Annotated in this window: 18 protein-coding genes; 12 read left to right on the top strand and 6 right to left on the bottom strand. The window is 53.7% G+C overall.

Features of this window, described 5'->3' with window-relative positions; all coding sequences use genetic code 11:
* Window positions 1-24: 24 nt before the first annotated feature.
* The gene (locus ACT3RW_RS14260; protein ID WP_131089832.1) at window positions 25-231 is read left to right on the top strand and encodes a helix-turn-helix domain-containing protein; all 207 of its coding nucleotides are present in this window, start codon (window positions 25-27) and stop codon (window positions 229-231) included.
* On the opposite strand, the gene ACT3RW_RS14255 is transcribed toward ACT3RW_RS14260, so the two are convergent.
* Window positions 218-841 (bottom strand): MerR family transcriptional regulator, encoded by a 624-nt coding sequence (locus tag ACT3RW_RS14255; RefSeq protein WP_444614653.1) that lies wholly within the window; start codon window positions 839-841, stop codon window positions 218-220. The two genes, ACT3RW_RS14260 and ACT3RW_RS14255, sit on opposite strands and share 14 nt — an antisense overlap.
* 12 nt (window positions 842-853) lie before the next feature.
* On the bottom strand, window positions 854-1,006 hold the full coding sequence (locus ACT3RW_RS14250) for a MerR family DNA-binding transcriptional regulator (protein ID WP_444614194.1): 153 nt from the start codon (window positions 1,004-1,006) through the stop codon (window positions 854-856).
* 463 nt (window positions 1,007-1,469) lie between these two features.
* On the opposite strand from ACT3RW_RS14250, the gene ACT3RW_RS14245 reads away from it, so the two are divergent.
* From ACT3RW_RS14245 to ACT3RW_RS14220, 6 genes are all read left to right on the top strand, one after another.
* A complete protein-coding gene (locus ACT3RW_RS14245) occupies window positions 1,470-2,288 on the top strand; it encodes a hypothetical protein (RefSeq protein WP_444614193.1) in 819 nt (272 codons plus the stop codon).
* Window positions 2,289-2,312: 24 nt separating this feature from the next.
* On the top strand, window positions 2,313-2,966 hold the full coding sequence (locus ACT3RW_RS14240; protein ID WP_131089124.1) for a peptidyl-tRNA hydrolase: 654 nt from the start codon (window positions 2,313-2,315) through the stop codon (window positions 2,964-2,966).
* Window positions 2,967-3,052: 86 nt separating this feature from the next.
* Window positions 3,053-4,009 carry a formimidoylglutamase gene (gene hutG, locus ACT3RW_RS14235; RefSeq protein WP_444614192.1) on the top strand — a complete coding sequence of 319 codons (957 nt, stop codon included), beginning with the start codon at window positions 3,053-3,055 and terminating at the stop codon, window positions 4,007-4,009.
* Window positions 4,010-4,143: 134 nt separating this feature from the next.
* Complete coding sequence (locus ACT3RW_RS14230; protein ID WP_444614191.1) at window positions 4,144-5,088, top strand: metal ABC transporter substrate-binding protein; 945 nt, start codon at window positions 4,144-4,146, stop codon at window positions 5,086-5,088.
* Window positions 5,085-5,840 (top strand): metal ABC transporter ATP-binding protein, encoded by a 756-nt coding sequence (locus ACT3RW_RS14225; protein WP_444614190.1) that lies wholly within the window; start codon window positions 5,085-5,087, stop codon window positions 5,838-5,840. The genes ACT3RW_RS14230 and ACT3RW_RS14225 overlap by 4 nt, the downstream gene beginning before the upstream one ends.
* On the top strand, window positions 5,837-6,712 hold the full coding sequence (locus ACT3RW_RS14220) for a metal ABC transporter permease (protein WP_444614189.1): 876 nt from the start codon (window positions 5,837-5,839) through the stop codon (window positions 6,710-6,712). The genes ACT3RW_RS14225 and ACT3RW_RS14220 overlap by 4 nt, the downstream gene beginning before the upstream one ends.
* Before the next feature lie 91 nt (window positions 6,713-6,803).
* Here the strand turns inward: ACT3RW_RS14220 and ACT3RW_RS14215 are convergent, their stop codons facing one another.
* Together ACT3RW_RS14215 and ACT3RW_RS14210 are read right to left on the bottom strand one after the other, a co-directional pair.
* Window positions 6,804-7,763, bottom strand: coding sequence for an HNH endonuclease family protein (locus ACT3RW_RS14215; protein WP_444614188.1), 960 nt, complete (start codon window positions 7,761-7,763; stop codon window positions 6,804-6,806).
* Between the two features lie 201 nt (window positions 7,764-7,964).
* The gene (locus ACT3RW_RS14210) at window positions 7,965-8,642 is read right to left on the bottom strand and encodes a metal-dependent transcriptional regulator (protein ID WP_444614187.1); all 678 of its coding nucleotides are present in this window, start codon (window positions 8,640-8,642) and stop codon (window positions 7,965-7,967) included.
* A gap of 158 nt (window positions 8,643-8,800) precedes the next feature.
* Between ACT3RW_RS14210 and ACT3RW_RS14205 the strand changes: the two genes are divergently transcribed.
* From ACT3RW_RS14205 to ACT3RW_RS14195, 3 genes are all read left to right on the top strand, one after another.
* Window positions 8,801-9,724, top strand: a complete 924-nt coding sequence (locus ACT3RW_RS14205; RefSeq protein ID WP_444614186.1) for a ribokinase — start codon at window positions 8,801-8,803, stop codon at window positions 9,722-9,724.
* Window positions 9,725-9,759: 35 nt separating this feature from the next.
* Entirely contained in the window at window positions 9,760-10,143 is a 384-nt protein-coding gene (gene rbsD, locus ACT3RW_RS14200) for a D-ribose pyranase (protein WP_131089113.1), read from the top strand.
* 159 nt (window positions 10,144-10,302) lie between these two features.
* Entirely contained in the window at window positions 10,303-10,746 is a 444-nt protein-coding gene (locus ACT3RW_RS14195; RefSeq protein WP_444614185.1) for a hypothetical protein, read from the top strand.
* A gap of 32 nt (window positions 10,747-10,778) precedes the next feature.
* On the opposite strand, the gene ACT3RW_RS14190 is transcribed toward ACT3RW_RS14195, so the two are convergent.
* Window positions 10,779-11,717 carry a carbohydrate kinase family protein gene (locus ACT3RW_RS14190; RefSeq protein WP_444614184.1) on the bottom strand — a complete coding sequence of 313 codons (939 nt, stop codon included), beginning with the start codon at window positions 11,715-11,717 and terminating at the stop codon, window positions 10,779-10,781.
* Between the two features lie 196 nt (window positions 11,718-11,913).
* Here ACT3RW_RS14190 and ACT3RW_RS14185 point away from each other — a divergent pair, with 196 nt between their 5' ends.
* Complete coding sequence (locus ACT3RW_RS14185; RefSeq protein ID WP_444614183.1) at window positions 11,914-13,101, top strand: glycoside hydrolase family 32 protein; 1,188 nt, start codon at window positions 11,914-11,916, stop codon at window positions 13,099-13,101.
* A 109-nt stretch (window positions 13,102-13,210) separates the two neighbouring features.
* Window positions 13,211-14,017, top strand: a complete 807-nt coding sequence (locus ACT3RW_RS14180) for an oxygenase MpaB family protein (protein WP_444614182.1) — start codon at window positions 13,211-13,213, stop codon at window positions 14,015-14,017.
* A 9-nt stretch (window positions 14,018-14,026) separates the two neighbouring features.
* Here the strand turns inward: ACT3RW_RS14180 and ACT3RW_RS14175 are convergent, their stop codons facing one another.
* Window positions 14,027-14,509 (bottom strand): DUF6328 family protein, encoded by a 483-nt coding sequence (locus ACT3RW_RS14175; RefSeq protein WP_444614181.1) that lies wholly within the window; start codon window positions 14,507-14,509, stop codon window positions 14,027-14,029.
* Window positions 14,510-14,601: the final 92 nt, after the last annotated feature.

Genomic DNA, 14,601 nt, shown 5'->3' with positions numbered 1-14,601 from the left:
AAGTACCCTATTGCTATGAGGTTTATGCGCTTGGAAGATGTTGCTGAGGAGCTTAATGTAAAGCTTCCTCAAGTCCGCGCCCTAGTAAAAAGCGGCGAGCTACCAGCAATCCAAATTGGTGGCCGTGGCATGTGGCGCGTAGAACGCGTCGAGTTGGAAAACTATATTCAGCAACGCTATGCGCAAGCTCGCGAAGAGATCACGAACGACTCCACTCTTAGGGCTGAGTAGTGTTCTTCAGATAGAACTTCAGGGCGTCACGTACCAGCGGCGCATGTCCGCCATAGTTCTTAGCAAACCGTTCGTCGGCGACGTACATGTCGGCCAAAGATTCAATGTATTGAGCATGTTTCTCAGGACCTTCAGCACCCAATGGCGTTCCAGGAACGGAAGATAACCATTGCAGGTGACGTGCGGCCAGCGACTGGGCCACCTCGCTTTCTGCACTCACTTGGTCGTTGCCTGCCTGGATCCACGCGTCGTTTAGTTCTTGAACCAGCGCGAAGAATTCACTCTGCCCTTGCTTAGTCTTACTGCGCCACCATTTATTTGAGCTGTTGTAGGCCTCGGACCCCCAACGCTCGGTGACTTCTTGTTTGTACTGCTCATTGAATCCGTCAAAGCTCGTTTCGGGTTTCATGGTCTCTCCAGTTTCTAGTGCGGTAATTGAGTGCTTCAGGGCGAGAATCTGCCGGTCTAACGTTTCTCGTTGAAGCTGAAGCTGCTCGACGTGCTTCTTGAGCGCCTCACGTTCATCGCTTTGGCGCTCTAAGATCTCGGCGATATTTTCTAAGCTAAGTCCCATGTCCTTGAGTACCAGGATTCGTTGAAGTCGAACCAGCTGGTCTTGAGCTTAGAAGCGGTAGCCGTTTGAAGCCACGCGGTGCGGGCTAAACAGTCCGATGTGGTCGTAATGGCGCAGGGTGCGGCTGCTGATCCCTGCGGTCCGAGCCAAATACGCAATAGAGAATTCGTCAGGCTCTTCAAAGTTTGTTGGCTCGTTCATAGGCCACACGCTACCGGTTGACGCTACGTCAATGTCAACGGGTAGCTAAGAATCTGTTATTCGCAACTTGTGATTCAGGTATCTCGCCAGAATGACGAAAAATTCTGAGCAAAAGTGATTCTCGTTGATCATATTGACTACTGTGTCGACCGTCCGTTGCGCACGGTGAATCATGTGTAGTTCAATGAAATCAGACGACGTTGGAAAGGTAATCGCCGAATCCAACTACGACCTAACGTGTTTGTAGACCACCTGCATCTGCATCGCTAAAGAAGAACTGGCCACCCACGCCAGGACTTGGTGAAAGAACTTTATCGATGGCTCGTGAGCATTCTTGTTTGTTGGAATGCTTGCGGGCCATCTTTTTTGTGAGCCTACCTAAACTGCGAACATACCTCGTGCCCTTCGCGCAGTGCTCGGTCGGCTCTGGAACAATGAGCCCGTAGGTACATGAAGGAGCATTGTGGGTTCAATGAGGCGTGTCTGGCAAAACTGGTGGATGCAATTAGTCGGTGGCATTTTGATGGCGGCCATCGCTGTCTTGCCGTGGTTGTGGATCGGTGAAAACGACCGAGCGATACTCCCGGTAGCTAGTGACGATGCTCTTGGATTGATTATCGTATTCGCTTTGACAGCACTGCTTGGTAGCTGGTGTGTTCGCCGAATAGGTCGAGGACGAACCGGATTCGCGGTGGTGACCGCGGTAGGAATGTTCCTGGGCATGCTTGCCCTTGGTGCTCAAGGAATTCAAGCGACAAACCCGGCGGCTTTCAGTGGAGATCTGTCCAAAGCTTCAGTACACCAGCTCTGGGTATTTGGTTCGCTTCTGGTCATTAGCCAAGCGTGGTACTTCTTGAGCGCAAAGTTGCGTTTACCCGTGGCAGCACTGTTCTACGCCATGTTGACGGTCAGCCTTGGGTACTGGTTGCAGATCGTTGCTTCGCTCATCGCCGGCGCCCAAAGTTACGCAATCTATCTGGGCTATGCAGGAGCCTTAGTCTTGGGTCTCATCCTTGGTTTTGTTGGATTCCTGCGTGCTTCGAATCTGATTTTTTGGGTACTGTCCTTAGCTACCCAATGGGTCATGCCCGCGGTAGTAGACAGTGCAGCGCGCGTCATCCAATCAGAGGTTGGTTTCGCCAAGGGACTGCGTGCTTTTGGTAAGAACTTCAGCGCAACCGTGCTTGAGGTGCCATGGCAAACGCCATTGATTATCAGCCTCGCGACGGCCATGCTCACCAGCGTCATTATCGTGATCGTTCGCAAGGCACGTAGGCGCTAGGGCGATACGACCTAGAATGAACTCATGGATGAACTGCGCGAACGCGATCCCGAAGAACTGGTCCAACCCATAATCTTGAGGATCGACAAAGAAGATCCTTCAACTGAAGATGAGGGGCTTTCGGCAGTTTCTCGCGCAGCGGTCATTGCATACCTTCAGGACCCGCATAATGAGGACTGGCAGAAGTGGGCGGAACAAGCTTTCGCTAAGTCGGTGCGGCGAGCGAATCCGAAGATGTTCGCCAAGGTCCTTGAGTTGTTCCCAGAGCAAATGGTTAGCGAAGTGGGCAAGGCTCAAGCTGTCGGTTTGCCACCGCTTCCGGCCGCGGATCTTCCCAAGCTTATTGCCAAGCTTCAGGTCTCAGGCACGCAGCTACCCAAGAGCGATGAAATCCTTGATTCTAAAGTAATCATCGCCGTCAATGCCTCCCTTGAAATGTCTACCGGCAAGGCAGCCGCTCAGTGTGCCCACGCGTTGTTTGCATGGTTGACCGAAAGCAGAGGTCAAGACATTGAGGGATGGCTCAAAGTGCATGCTCCGGTAGGGATTCGACACCTGCCTAAAAAGGACTTTGAAGTATTGTCACGGCGAGCAAGTGGGCCGGTGATCCAGGATGCCGGCCGTACCGAGATAGAACCCGGATCTACTACCGCATTTGTTCTCGTTCAAGCCGACTAGCGAGAACTCTTGTTGAGTCTGGAATGTCAGACAGCGCCTGAAACAATGCTCTGGTTGATTCTTGCTGAGTCTGTTCTGCTGTAGGTATGGGCGAACTACCAGAAGCACAACAAAACTCCGTGGACCGTGTGGCACCAAAATGGGCTGGTCGAGTCGACGGAGATGGACCTGAACACACCCGCTGGCATCAGCGTGTGAGTGAGCAGGTTCAGCCAGATCTTTCTGGCGCCGTAGCGCTGATCGGGTTCTGCTCGGATGCAGGGGTGCAACGCAATCAAGGACGCACCGGTGCAGCTGATGGCCCCGCTAGCTTGCGGGCCGCGCTGAGCCCCTTGGCCATCCATAGCCAGCGGGCACTAGTGGACTTAGGCGACGTTGTGGTTACCGGTGACGATTTGGAGCAGGGCCAGGATCGGTTAGCAGCAGTGGTGGAGCAAGCCTTGGATGCTGACGCTCTGCCGATAGTGCTCGGTGGTGGGCATGAAACCGCCTACGGGACAGCCAGCGGATTACTGAATTTCCTGGCTACGCAGACGTCGAAACGCATTGGCATTCTTAATCTTGATGCCCACTTTGATCTGCGTGATGAACCTCGGCGCAGCAGTGGCACATCGTTTCTTGACATTGCCCGAGTCATGGAAAAATCTGGGCGAGAATTCAACTATGCCGTTGTGGGGATCAGCCGTCCGAGCAATACCTCGGCTCTCTTCGCCAGGGCTGACAAGCTAAGTGTTAGCTACTTGCTTGATGAGCAGTGTCAGCCAGATCGCGCGCAGCGTTTTGTATCCGAATTCTTGGATCGTATCGACGTGCTGTATCTGACCATTGACCTTGATGTATTGCCCGCAAGCGTGGCTCCCGGGGTCAGTGCTCCCGCCGGATTTGGCGTTGCTTTTGAAGTCATTGATGCCGTGTGCCGTCAGGTTGTGCAGAGTGGAAAGCTAGCTGTCGCAGATGTTGTTGAGCTCAACCCGAAATTTGATGTTGACTCTCGAACCGCGCGTAGCGCAGCGCGACTGATCTACGATCTTGCGGTGGGGTAACGGCGTCATTAGATTGATTGTTTGACCCCTCAAACATTATCCTGTGTGTAAGCGAAGTTTGTCGCTCGCGTTCTCTTGCAACGAGGCAGGAGTAGCGCCACGAAGCTCAGGATTTGAGGACACAAGTGCTAATAATGTCCGGACTACGCAAGCCATCGCGCATGATGGCATTGCTTGTTGTGTCGTTTTTGGTGGTGGCTACGGGATGTACTCCGGCAAGTAAGTCGCAGCCGGGTATGGCCGAATCAGCTGACTCCCGACCTGTGGTGATCACGACCTTTACCGTGCTGCAGGACATCGCTCAAAACGTTGCAGGCGATCACCTGCGGGTGGAATCACTGACTCGTCTAGGAGCTGAAATCCACGGTTATGAGCCAACCCCCGATGACCTGCGCCGTGCCTCCCAAGCTGATTTGATCCTGGATAACGGGCTAAACCTTGAAGCGTGGTTCGCCCAATTTGTTCAAGAGAGCCCGGCACCGCATGTCACCGTCAGTGACGACATCACGCCGATTGGAATTGTTCAGGGGGAAGGTGCTGGCAAACCGAACCCTCACGCCTGGATGAGTCCAATGAACGTGCAAAAATACGTGAACCGGATGGCAGAGGCCTTCAGCAAACTTGATCCAACCAATTCCGCTGACTATCAAGCTAACGCCAAGCGGTATCAAGCTGAACTACAAAGAGTTCAAGATGATCTTGCCACGGAACTCAAATCAATTCCCGCGCAGCAACGGGTCTTGGTTACTTGTGAAGGTGCCTTTAGCTACCTAGCTAAAGATGCCGGGCTCAAAGAAAAGTACCTTTGGGCGGTCAACGCGGAATCTCAGGCGACGCCACGCAAGGTCGCCTCCACCATTGACTATGTACGAGAGAACCACGTTCCTGCAGTCTTCTGCGAATCAACCGTATCTGATGCGGCGATGCAACGAGTGGTGGAATCTACCGACGCAAAATACGGCGGAACACTGTACGTAGATTCACTCTCAGAAGCTGATGGACCAGTGCCGACTTACCTGGAACTAATTACGCACGATACCCAGCTCATTGCCCGATCGTTGAAAGGCCAAACGCCATGATCGTCACAAGTACTACTGAGTTGGCCGTTGACGTTTCATCGGCCACCGTTCATTACGGTCCCGTGCTGGCTTTGGATAACGCATCGTTGGCGCTGGCCCAAGGCACCGTCTGCGGGTTGGTGGGCATGAACGGATCCGGGAAGTCCACACTCTTCAAAACGATCATGGGCCAAATCAAGCCCGACAGTGGGAGCGTAAAAATCGGTGGTACCGATCCGCTCCAAGCGCGTAAGAGCGGAATGCTCGCCTATGTTCCACAGAGCGAAGCGGTGGATTGGAACTTTCCCATATCGGTACGCGATGTAGTGATGACTGGCCGGTACGGACAGATGGGATGGAGTCGAAGGGCCAAGAAGAAGGACCATGCGGCAGTCAACGAAGCGTTGGAACGGGTGGAACTGACCGAGTACGCAGACCGGCAAATCGGCCAACTTTCCGGAGGTCAGAAGAAACGTGCCTTCGTTGCCAGATGCATCGCCCAAGGTGCCAGCATCATGCTGCTAGATGAACCGTTCGCCGGCGTAGATAAACGCAGTGAAGCAACCATCACCACGCTACTGCGCGAAATTGCCGATGATGGTGGAAGCATCTTGATCTCCACCCATGATTTGCAGGCCCTGCCACAGCTCGCTGATGAAGCGGTGCTGTTGATGCGCAAGGTCCTGATGCACGGTGCACCCGAGGTCGTGCTGCAGGCAGAGAACTTGGCGTTGGCCTTCGGGCTAGATCCGATGAAACGAGATGTCTCATGAACCTACTTGAACTGCTCGCCGAGCCCCTGAGCTACACGTTCATGATCCGCGCCTTGTCGGTGACGGTTATTGCTTCCGTGCTCTGCGCGGTACTTTCTTGCTGGCTGGTGCTTATTGGCTGGTCCTTGATGGGTGACGCGGTCTCGCACGCAGTATTGCCAGGGGTCGTCTTGGCCTACATCGTTGGAGCGCCGTTTGCACTGGGAGCATTGATCTTTGGATTCTTAGCGGTGGCGCTCATCGGGGGAGTGCGGGACACAACCAAACTGAAAGAAGACGCAGCAATAGGCATTGTCTTCACCACTCTGTTTTCCTTCGGACTGGTTCTCATCTCTGTCACTCCAAGCCACATCGATCTCAACCACATTATCTTCGGCAATCTATTGGGTGTCTCTGCTGAGGATCTGTGGCAAGTATTGATCTTGGGAGCGGTGACCTTCTCAATTCTGATCTTCAAACGTAAGGACTTCACGCTCTACGCTTTTGACCAGACGCACGCACACGCATTGGGAATGAACCCACGACTGATTGGTGCAGTACTTCTCGGGTTGCTGGCCATGACATCCGTGGTTGCCTTGCAAGCTGTCGGAGTCATCTTGGTGGTCGCGATGCTGATCATCCCCGGGGCCACAGCCTTCTTGCTAACTGACAAGTTTTCAAAGATGTTGATCATTGCACCGGCGCTCGCTGCGTCTGCCGGGATATTGGGCGTCTACGTAAGCTACTTCCTCGACGCATCCACCGGCGGCATGGTGGTTCTAGCTCAAGGTCTAATCTTCACCGTGGTCTACCTGTTCAGCCCTCGGCAAGGATTGATTGCCGCTTACATCGCAACAAAAAATCGGCGCAAGTCATTGGCGGCCGCTAGCTAGAACGAATCCACGAATATTCACGAAGCGGCTGTCGCTTCAGCAGAAATGAACATGGCGGGGGTCGAAGACCTCCGCCATGTTCATTTCTCGATTATGCGCGCCAGCGAAGCTTTCCGTTGGCATCGTATTTGCAGGTGTACAGCTTGCCTGCGGCAGATTTTCCACGCTTGCCCTTGTCCACGTTCTTGCAGTAAGAACCAGGATGTACGGTGCCCTTGACCGTGCCAGGGGACTTAGTGGTCTTTTTCTTTGGAGTAGTTTTTGGCGTTGAACCAGCAGGCTTAATCGCGGTGACTTTGGCGCCCTTTTGGTTCTTGCAAGAGTTCAGCACCTTGGTCATGGCGTTCTTTTCGGGTTTTGTCACCGAAAGCGCGTACTTTTTCTTGACGCTAATCTGTGTGGCCACGTATTGGCAGCGGAAGCTCTTATTCTTTGGCAACCACTCAGCCGTATTCTTCTCGCCCTTCTGGCGATTAGCGGACGCATCAGCAGCAATAAGGTTCAGCGGATCGTTAGCTAGTGCCTGACGCTGAGATTGTGAAAGCTTTTGCGCACCGGAAATCCACGCATTTTTCAGGGCAACCACGTGGTCAATATCGACGCTGCCAGACTTGACCTTCCAATTGATCCTCTTGCCGGTGTACTTGTCATTCAACGTACCGGAAGCGACCGTGCACTTCTTGCGATCCTTGAACTTCACCTTAGACATATCTCGGGAGAGGGTGTCTTGGCGTTCGTCGCATTTGTCCTTGTCGAAGTCTTTCCAGCCGTTGCCGAATTTCTTGTTTCGGTTGTATCCAGTAGCGGCCGCTTTACCCTTGACCGGTAGCGATTTGAGCATAGTCGTGGCCTTGGGACCGTTGAGCTTGGGGCCGGCGCTGACCTTCTTGGAGCTGGTCGAAGCGCGTTCGATGACCAAGGTCTGACCTGTGGTCAACGGTGCTGGAACTGTTTCAGAAAGGCTGGCCAACGAGGGCGAATCTGCTGGGGCACTGCAACCGGCGAGAACCAGAATTGCAGCGCAGAGCAGGGCAAAGATTTTCCTTGGCAAGGTGAAGTCTTTCGGCAGGAAGGAATACGAGTGATGACCAAAACTCGGTGGATCGATCCAAGGAAAAGAAACTTGAACTTTTCAGTAAGTTTGGTTGATTCTTACTCTAATCCACATTCCGACAAAATAAGCCGTTCGAGGATTGTTACTTGTGCTAGCGCAGCATTTGAAAGCTTCGACAAAAGCTTTGTAGGTACCGCATCAAGCTACGTGTGAGACCCAAACTGCGGTGCTTGCACGGGTTCCGAGCTGAGCGGTTGATTTTTTCCCAGCGACCTTGACGGTGACGGTGTCAGAGAAATCTTCTGCAACCGAAACGCTGAGCTGAACTCCAACGCGGATGTCTTGATCCGAGAAATACTGAAGCAGCTGAGAATCATCATCAGCAATGCGCTCGACTACGACGCGGCTGCCGTCGGCGGCGTCACTGAGATTGATCGCTTCTGGGATGTTGATGTGGCCTTCTGCGGTGGGAATGGGATCGCCATGAGGATCACGGGTCGGATGTTCTAGAAGATCGTCAATGCGCTCAATCATGAAATCAGAGACGGCGTGCTCTAGATTTTCGGCCTCGTCATGCACCTGGTCCCAGCGGTAGCCAAGCATCTGGACAAGGAAAGTCTCAACTAATCGATGGCGCCGAACCATGGTCATCGCGTAGCCACGGCCTAAGTCGGTGAGGGTAACGGCACCGTATGGAACATGATCCAAAAGACCCTGCTGTCGCAGCTTACTCAATGCGCCGGAGACCGTGGAAAGCTTCATGCCAGCTTTGGTCGCAATGACGCTGGCTGTCACTGGATCGTTGGACCACTCAGTGAGTCCAAAGATGATCTTGAGATAGTTTTGCGCGCTATCTGAGAGCTGGTTTACCGACACAATCTTCATCTTAGCGATTTTGGACGCCTCGGGGTGGCCTCGGCCGGCCTCTTATCACTGCCGAACCATTGAAGAATCGTGGTCGGCCTATTAACAGGTAATCTTCCTATAGGTATTGGTAACGGCCATTAACACCAAGAGCGGTTAAGAGGAAAAGAATGCAGCAGGACATCCAGGTCACCATCGTGGGCTCAAGCAATGTAGACATCACCGCGTTGATGGCACGTTTGCCCGGTCCAGGAGAGACCGTGCTGGCTAATTCCTACCAACTCTCACCCGGCGGCAAAGGTGCCAACCAAGCCTTGGCTGCTCAACTGGCCGGAGCGGCTACCGAATTCATCGGCGCTGTAGGCAACGATTCACACTCTGAAGTTGCCTTGGGTCAAATGCAAGAAGCAGGCGTGAAACTGGACCGGGTGGCCCGAAGTAGCGAACCGACCGGTGTGGCCATTATTCAGGTGGACTCGGCGGCAGAAAATTCCATCGCCGTGGTCTCAGGAGCCAACTCCACCGTCACCGATGAGGCGGTCAAAGCAGCAGAGGCTATTAACGGCATTCTGGTTCTACAAGGTGAAATCCCTGCTTCCGGCATCAAAGCCGCGATGGATGCCGCCACCGATCGCATTGTGCTGAACCTGGCACCAGTGATTGAACTGGAACGTGAATACCTGCTCAAGGCCAACCCTTTGGTAGTCAACGAGCATGAGGCTGAAGCGGTGCTCCAGCAGCTGAACCCGCACCCAGCCCGTGAATTTGATGGCAAGTATGAGCGACTGGCCAACATGCTGGTGGAAGAGGGCATCGCCAGCGTGGTCATCACGCTCGGGGCCAACGGCTGCCTAGTTGCGGACCGTGTGGCCCTAGACAATGGTGGGGTCCAAGTTCGTGCACTGCCCGCGGTAAAGGTCAAAGCAGTAGATACCACCGGTGCCGGTGATGCATTCACCGGTGCCGTGGCGGCACGGCTAGCTCATGGTGACGACCTTGCTCAGGCCGCAGAATTTGCCGGTAAATTTGCGGCCCTGACGGTACAGGCACACGGTGCCCAAGCTTCCTACCCGCGTTCGATCACGAACCTCTAAAACAACTTTTTAAGCAAGACTCAAAGGAAGCCTTCGTGCTGAAATCTGAAATTCTCAACGCGCCATTACTTGGAGCGCTGGCTACCTGTGGCCATACCGATACCGTGGTGATTGCCGACTGTGGTTTGCCTCTTCCCAAAGGACCAACGGTGATCGATCTGGCTCTGGTTCAAGGTCTATTGAGCTTTGAGCAGGTGCTTGATGTGCTGGTCCGCAATATGGTGATCGAGCACAGCACTTTGGCTACGGAAGCCAAAGACAGTTCAGTCCAAGAGCTCTGCGAGAGCAAGGGGCTGGAGCCTGGATTCATCTCCCATGAAGAGCTCAAAGCAGAACTGCCTGCAGCCAAAATCATTGTGCGCACCGGGGAATCAACTCCCTACGCCAACGTGATATTGCACTGTGGAGTCGCTTTTTAGTACTCCTGGAATGCCGGTGACTACGATAAAGGTACCGGCCCATAAAAGACTGGCAAGATGGCTTGTCGTAACTTGTGGCACCAATGCATAGGGCCGAACAGCGAAGTTGCCGATTAGATGAATCACAGCTGTTCCGCATATTTTGAAAGGTCCACAGGGTTGGAAACGTACGTTAGAAACCGACTCTATGCGCAGATTCTGTCGTTGCCGGTTTTCACACTTTTAGCATTATTTGTCGATCTGGGAGTAAGTAAGTCGCAGGACACTCCGTTTGGTTACTACACCCTGTGGGGCGGCGTCCTCATTCCCTTTACCTCTGTCATGTTTTTTGCTTTTGCGCCGACAATTCTTAAAAGGACTCGCTCGGTGATTCGTGATCTCGTAGGAGTTTTTGCGGGCGCGACGCTATTCGGTGTAGTGGTCAGTATTGCCACTTGGAATCCGAGCAGCCATCAAGCTGACACAGCCGATTGGAATAACAGCCTTGGCCTCGTCTATTCACCGATGCTTGGCATTATTGTCATGGCATTGTTCGGTGTTATCGCGGGAGTCATTGAATACTCACTGCAGCGACGGGCTCGAATCCGGCATGGTGCAAACTAGTGCTACTGAGCTACTTTTCAAATCTGACCGAACTAGTTCGCAGCTAGTTCTTGCTCTTCCAACAAGGCAGTCAGCTCCTGGAGAGTTGGTGGCATGGCGCCCGAGCGACGAACAGCTACGGCGCCTGCGGCGACGGCACTGCGGCCCAGCTTTTCGAGCTGCGTAGTTGTCAGATTTGCCGTTCCGAGTGCGAGCAGGCCATGAAGCAGGGCTGACATGAACGCGTCTCCAGCGCCGATAGTATCGGCCACTTCGCTGAGAATTGCAGGGATCTGCACTTGCGAAGTATTGCTGGTCAGTTCTGCTCCGTCGCCGCCACGAGTGAGCACGACGAGCTTGGGGCCAAGGGCCAGAATAGTCGTAGCGACCTGCTGCTGATCTAGTTCTGGGTACAACCATTCGGTGTCTTCATCGCTGAGTTTCACCACATCGCACAGTGAGGCCATACGTTCAAAGGTGGACAGGGCCAAGTCGTGTTCGCCCACCAACGCCGGACGGATAGTCGGATCATAGGTGACCAATGCCTGACCCTTGGCTTGGGCCAACAGTGCCGCCACGGCTTCAGCGCCAGGCTCTAAGAAGGTAGCGATGGATCCGGCATGAGCAATCTTTGGCATCGGGTCAAGGGTGTGTGGTGCGAGATCCCAGTTGATATCAAATTCGTAGCGAGCCGAGCCATCAGCGGCCAGTACCGCGGTCGCCGAGGCAGTGCGCTCTAGGTTCACCGAATCGGGCAGCAACTGTACGTCGGCGGTAGCTAGATGTGACTGAATTTTTGCGCCAAATTCGTCATCGCCCAAGGCGGTAAGCAGTGCAACAGGTACACCGAGTCGCCCCAACCCAAAGGCTACGTTGGCAGGTGAACCACCCGGGTGGGCAACAGAGCCTTGATCGGTGGCGACAATGTCGATCAGCGCTTCGCCGATGACCAGAATCTCGTGCGATGGGGTTGGTGCGGCGTTGGTAGTCATTATGTCTTCTCTTAGCTGGGCGGTGGGGCGAAAATGGCGGAAATTAGGGCACTGGGCACGGTGTGTGGTTCCGTGCCCAGTGCCCCTAGATAGTACAGGGCGTTAGCCCAACTTAGGCCGTGGCGGCACCGGTCATGATGACCAGGTCGGCACCGCCACCTCCCCAGAATTCACCATCTCTAAGGATCGCATTGGCATGCTCGTTGGTGGTGGACACCGGCGTAATGACCCTAGCCAACAACTAGAAGTGCAGTTGATGGTGGGCGGCAAGATCGTGGACACCATCGCCGGAGACAACGCCGGGGCAATGAACTGGAAATCATGGGAAGTGGCCCAATACAAAGGCCAGAAAGCCCAGATCAAGGTCGTTGATCAGGCTACCGGCGGTTGGGGACACCTCACCCTGGACAATCTAGTTCAGACCGATGAACAAGTTGTTCCACGCTCAGATGAGACCACAGTGAATCTGGTGGTTGACGATAAGACCGTGCGCACCACTACAGGCTCAGATAGTGAGAGCCTGGACTTCTCCTCATGGAATGTTAAAGAGTTCGCTGGCAAGCAGGCCCAAATCGAGATTGTTGATAACAATCGGGACGGTTGGGGGCATATCCTTGCCGATGAATTTACGCTTTCGGACACTGCAGCAAAGTCCTCTTTGGAGAGCTATGACTGGTTGGACTACGGACGTGATTACTACGCGTCGGTTTCCTTCGGGAACATGCCACAGGACCAGCGAATCATGCTTGGTTGGATGAACAACTGGGACTATGCCAATGACATTCCCACTGATCCGTGGCGTAGTGCAAATTCGCTGCCACGCCAGGTAGGACTGACTCAAACCGCAGAAGGACCTCGGCTTACCCAGACGCCGGTTGACCAGGTCAAGACCCTAGGAAGCAAGCCAAGCTACATCGAAAGCAATCGCTCGATCGCTGAAGGAACCCGCACGCTACCATCCCAGGCCTCAGGATCTACCGCCAAGGTGGATCTGACCTTTGATCCAGGAACTGCAAAGACTTCGGGCATCACCGTACATGGGGATGCTAAGAGTTCAACAGTGATCGGTTACGACGCAGATTCAAAGAAGGTTTACGTTGACCGCACCAATTCAGGGAACGTGGGCTTCAACCCTAACTTCGCTTCCGTTGAAGAAATGCCGGTGAAGCTCAACAGCAATGGTGAGGTAACCCTACAGGTTTACCTTGACCGTTCTTCGGTAGAAGTTTTCGCTCAGAACGGGCAGCGCACCCTCACCGACCAGGTCTTCCCGAACCAGGGAGCAGATCAGTTGGCGCTCTTTGCCAAGGGAGGCACTGCGAAACTCAAGACACTGAAGGTCACCCCATTGCAGCAATCGATGTTCACCAACACCGATAAATAGCAACACATCGGTGTAAACCAGTGTGGATGCTGCCACGAAAGAAATTCGTGGCATCATCCACACTGCACTTTTAAGCGAACCATCTATTTTGACGCCTAAAATCAGAGTCATGAGTCACCAAGGTTCTGAAAGCCGAGGTCGCGAGCAGTTCACTCGAATTGCCCCGGAAGCCGGCCTGCTACTAGGCGCTGGACGCGCAATCCTCATGCAGCTGGCCCACCCGCAGATCGGCCAAGCTATCGCAGAACATTCGGATTTTGCCAGCAACCCACTTAGCCGGCTAATTCACACCTTGGGCTACATTTATGCGCTCAGTAATGGCACCGCCGAACAACAGCGCAAGATGATCCGTCATGTAGATAACGCACACCGCAACGTGCGCGGCACGAGGGATCTGGGCAAGGGAACGCCGGCCTATTCTGCATTGGATCCCAAGTTGCAATTGTGGGTTGCCGCTTCGCTCTACGACTCAGCCCGAGTGATCGCCGCTCAAGTGTTGCCTCACGAAGTTGAGCATGACGAACAGCTGTATCGGCAATACGCCCAGCTAGGTGATGCCCTGCAAATGCCAACGGACTATTGGCCTTCAACACTTCAAGAGTTTGACCAGTACATGAACACAACTTTGGCGTCCTTAAAGGTCACTGACCAAACAAGAGCCTTAGCCAACGAATTGTTTCTAGGCCGCAATGCGCCGTGGTGGATTCGGCTAGGGCTACCGCTGATGCGGGACGTGACTATCGCTCAACTGCCGCGGGCAGTGCACGAACAATTTGGGTTTGATCTCACCCAAAAAGTCCAACGACGCAACCGGGTGACGGTGAGTTTTGTGCGCATGGGTACGCGCATCTTGCCTGTTCGGCTTAGGCACTTACCCATGCGCATGATGCTACGACGAATCGATCGTATGGTTTAGCTTCGGGAATTAGTCGCCAGATTCGCGTGCGTGACTTGGAATCAAAATCCGTGGCAGTGCGAGCAAAAGGAACAGGGTGACTACAACCAGTGAGCCACCGACCCACGCTCCAAGTTGCCAACCAAAAAGCACCTGCAGGACAAACCAAACACAGCCCGAAACTAGCAGGCCCACGCCTATGCCAACGATTTTTAGCACATTGTGGCCCAGCTGGACGGTCTGATCCTTGAGGCGTTGACCGAAGAAATAACGGTGGACAGCCACAGGGGTAATCATCAGAAGAATTAGTAACGTTGCAGCGATCAATAGCGCTATGTAGATCATCTCCTCGGGCCGGTTGAGAATGTCAAACCTAGCCTGGAAGGGCAGCACAACCAGGAACGCAGCAAGGATCTGCACGCCGGTCTGCATCACACGCATTTCTTGAAGTAGTTCGTTCCACTTGCGGTGCGAATCGCTATCTTGGCTATCCGGGTAAGAAGGTGTGTTCATTAGAAGACTCCTGAGAAGTATCGTCAATTCGAAACTGCCATCTGATCTCAAAGACTATGTTAATTGTTGGCACCTCACCTGCTAACAAATAT

Source organism: Glutamicibacter sp. AOP5-A2-18, from assembly GCF_052446055.1.
In the GTDB taxonomy this organism is placed as follows: Bacteria; Actinomycetota; Actinomycetes; order Actinomycetales; family Micrococcaceae; genus Glutamicibacter.
The sequence above is the reverse complement of the archived record's forward strand: the minus strand, read 5'-3'. Positions and strand labels throughout refer to the sequence as shown.

Excerpts from the sequence above, each read along its gene's own strand:
- ACT3RW_RS14260 (WP_131089832.1), top strand. The coding sequence starts at position 25 with ATGCGCTTGGAAGATGTTGCTGAGGAGCTTAATGTAAAGCTTCCTCAA.
- ACT3RW_RS14250 (WP_444614194.1), bottom strand. The coding sequence starts at position 1,006 with ATGAACGAGCCAACAAACTTTGAAGAGCCTGACGAATTCTCTATTGCG.
- ACT3RW_RS14240 (WP_131089124.1), top strand. The coding sequence starts at position 2,313 with ATGGATGAACTGCGCGAACGCGATCCCGAAGAACTGGTCCAACCCATA.
- hutG (WP_444614192.1), top strand. The coding sequence starts at position 3,053 with ATGGGCGAACTACCAGAAGCACAACAAAACTCCGTGGACCGTGTGGCA.
- ACT3RW_RS14230 (WP_444614191.1), top strand. The coding sequence starts at position 4,144 with ATGTCCGGACTACGCAAGCCATCGCGCATGATGGCATTGCTTGTTGTG.
- ACT3RW_RS14225 (WP_444614190.1), top strand. The coding sequence starts at position 5,085 with ATGATCGTCACAAGTACTACTGAGTTGGCCGTTGACGTTTCATCGGCC.
- ACT3RW_RS14220 (WP_444614189.1), top strand. The coding sequence starts at position 5,837 with ATGAACCTACTTGAACTGCTCGCCGAGCCCCTGAGCTACACGTTCATG.
- ACT3RW_RS14205 (WP_444614186.1), top strand. The coding sequence starts at position 8,801 with ATGCAGCAGGACATCCAGGTCACCATCGTGGGCTCAAGCAATGTAGAC.
- ACT3RW_RS14190 (WP_444614184.1), bottom strand. The coding sequence starts at position 11,717 with ATGACTACCAACGCCGCACCAACCCCATCGCACGAGATTCTGGTCATC.
- ACT3RW_RS14185 (WP_444614183.1), top strand. The coding sequence starts at position 11,914 with ATGCTCGTTGGTGGTGGACACCGGCGTAATGACCCTAGCCAACAACTA.
- ACT3RW_RS14180 (WP_444614182.1), top strand. The coding sequence starts at position 13,211 with ATGAGTCACCAAGGTTCTGAAAGCCGAGGTCGCGAGCAGTTCACTCGA.
- ACT3RW_RS14175 (WP_444614181.1), bottom strand. The coding sequence starts at position 14,509 with ATGAACACACCTTCTTACCCGGATAGCCAAGATAGCGATTCGCACCGC.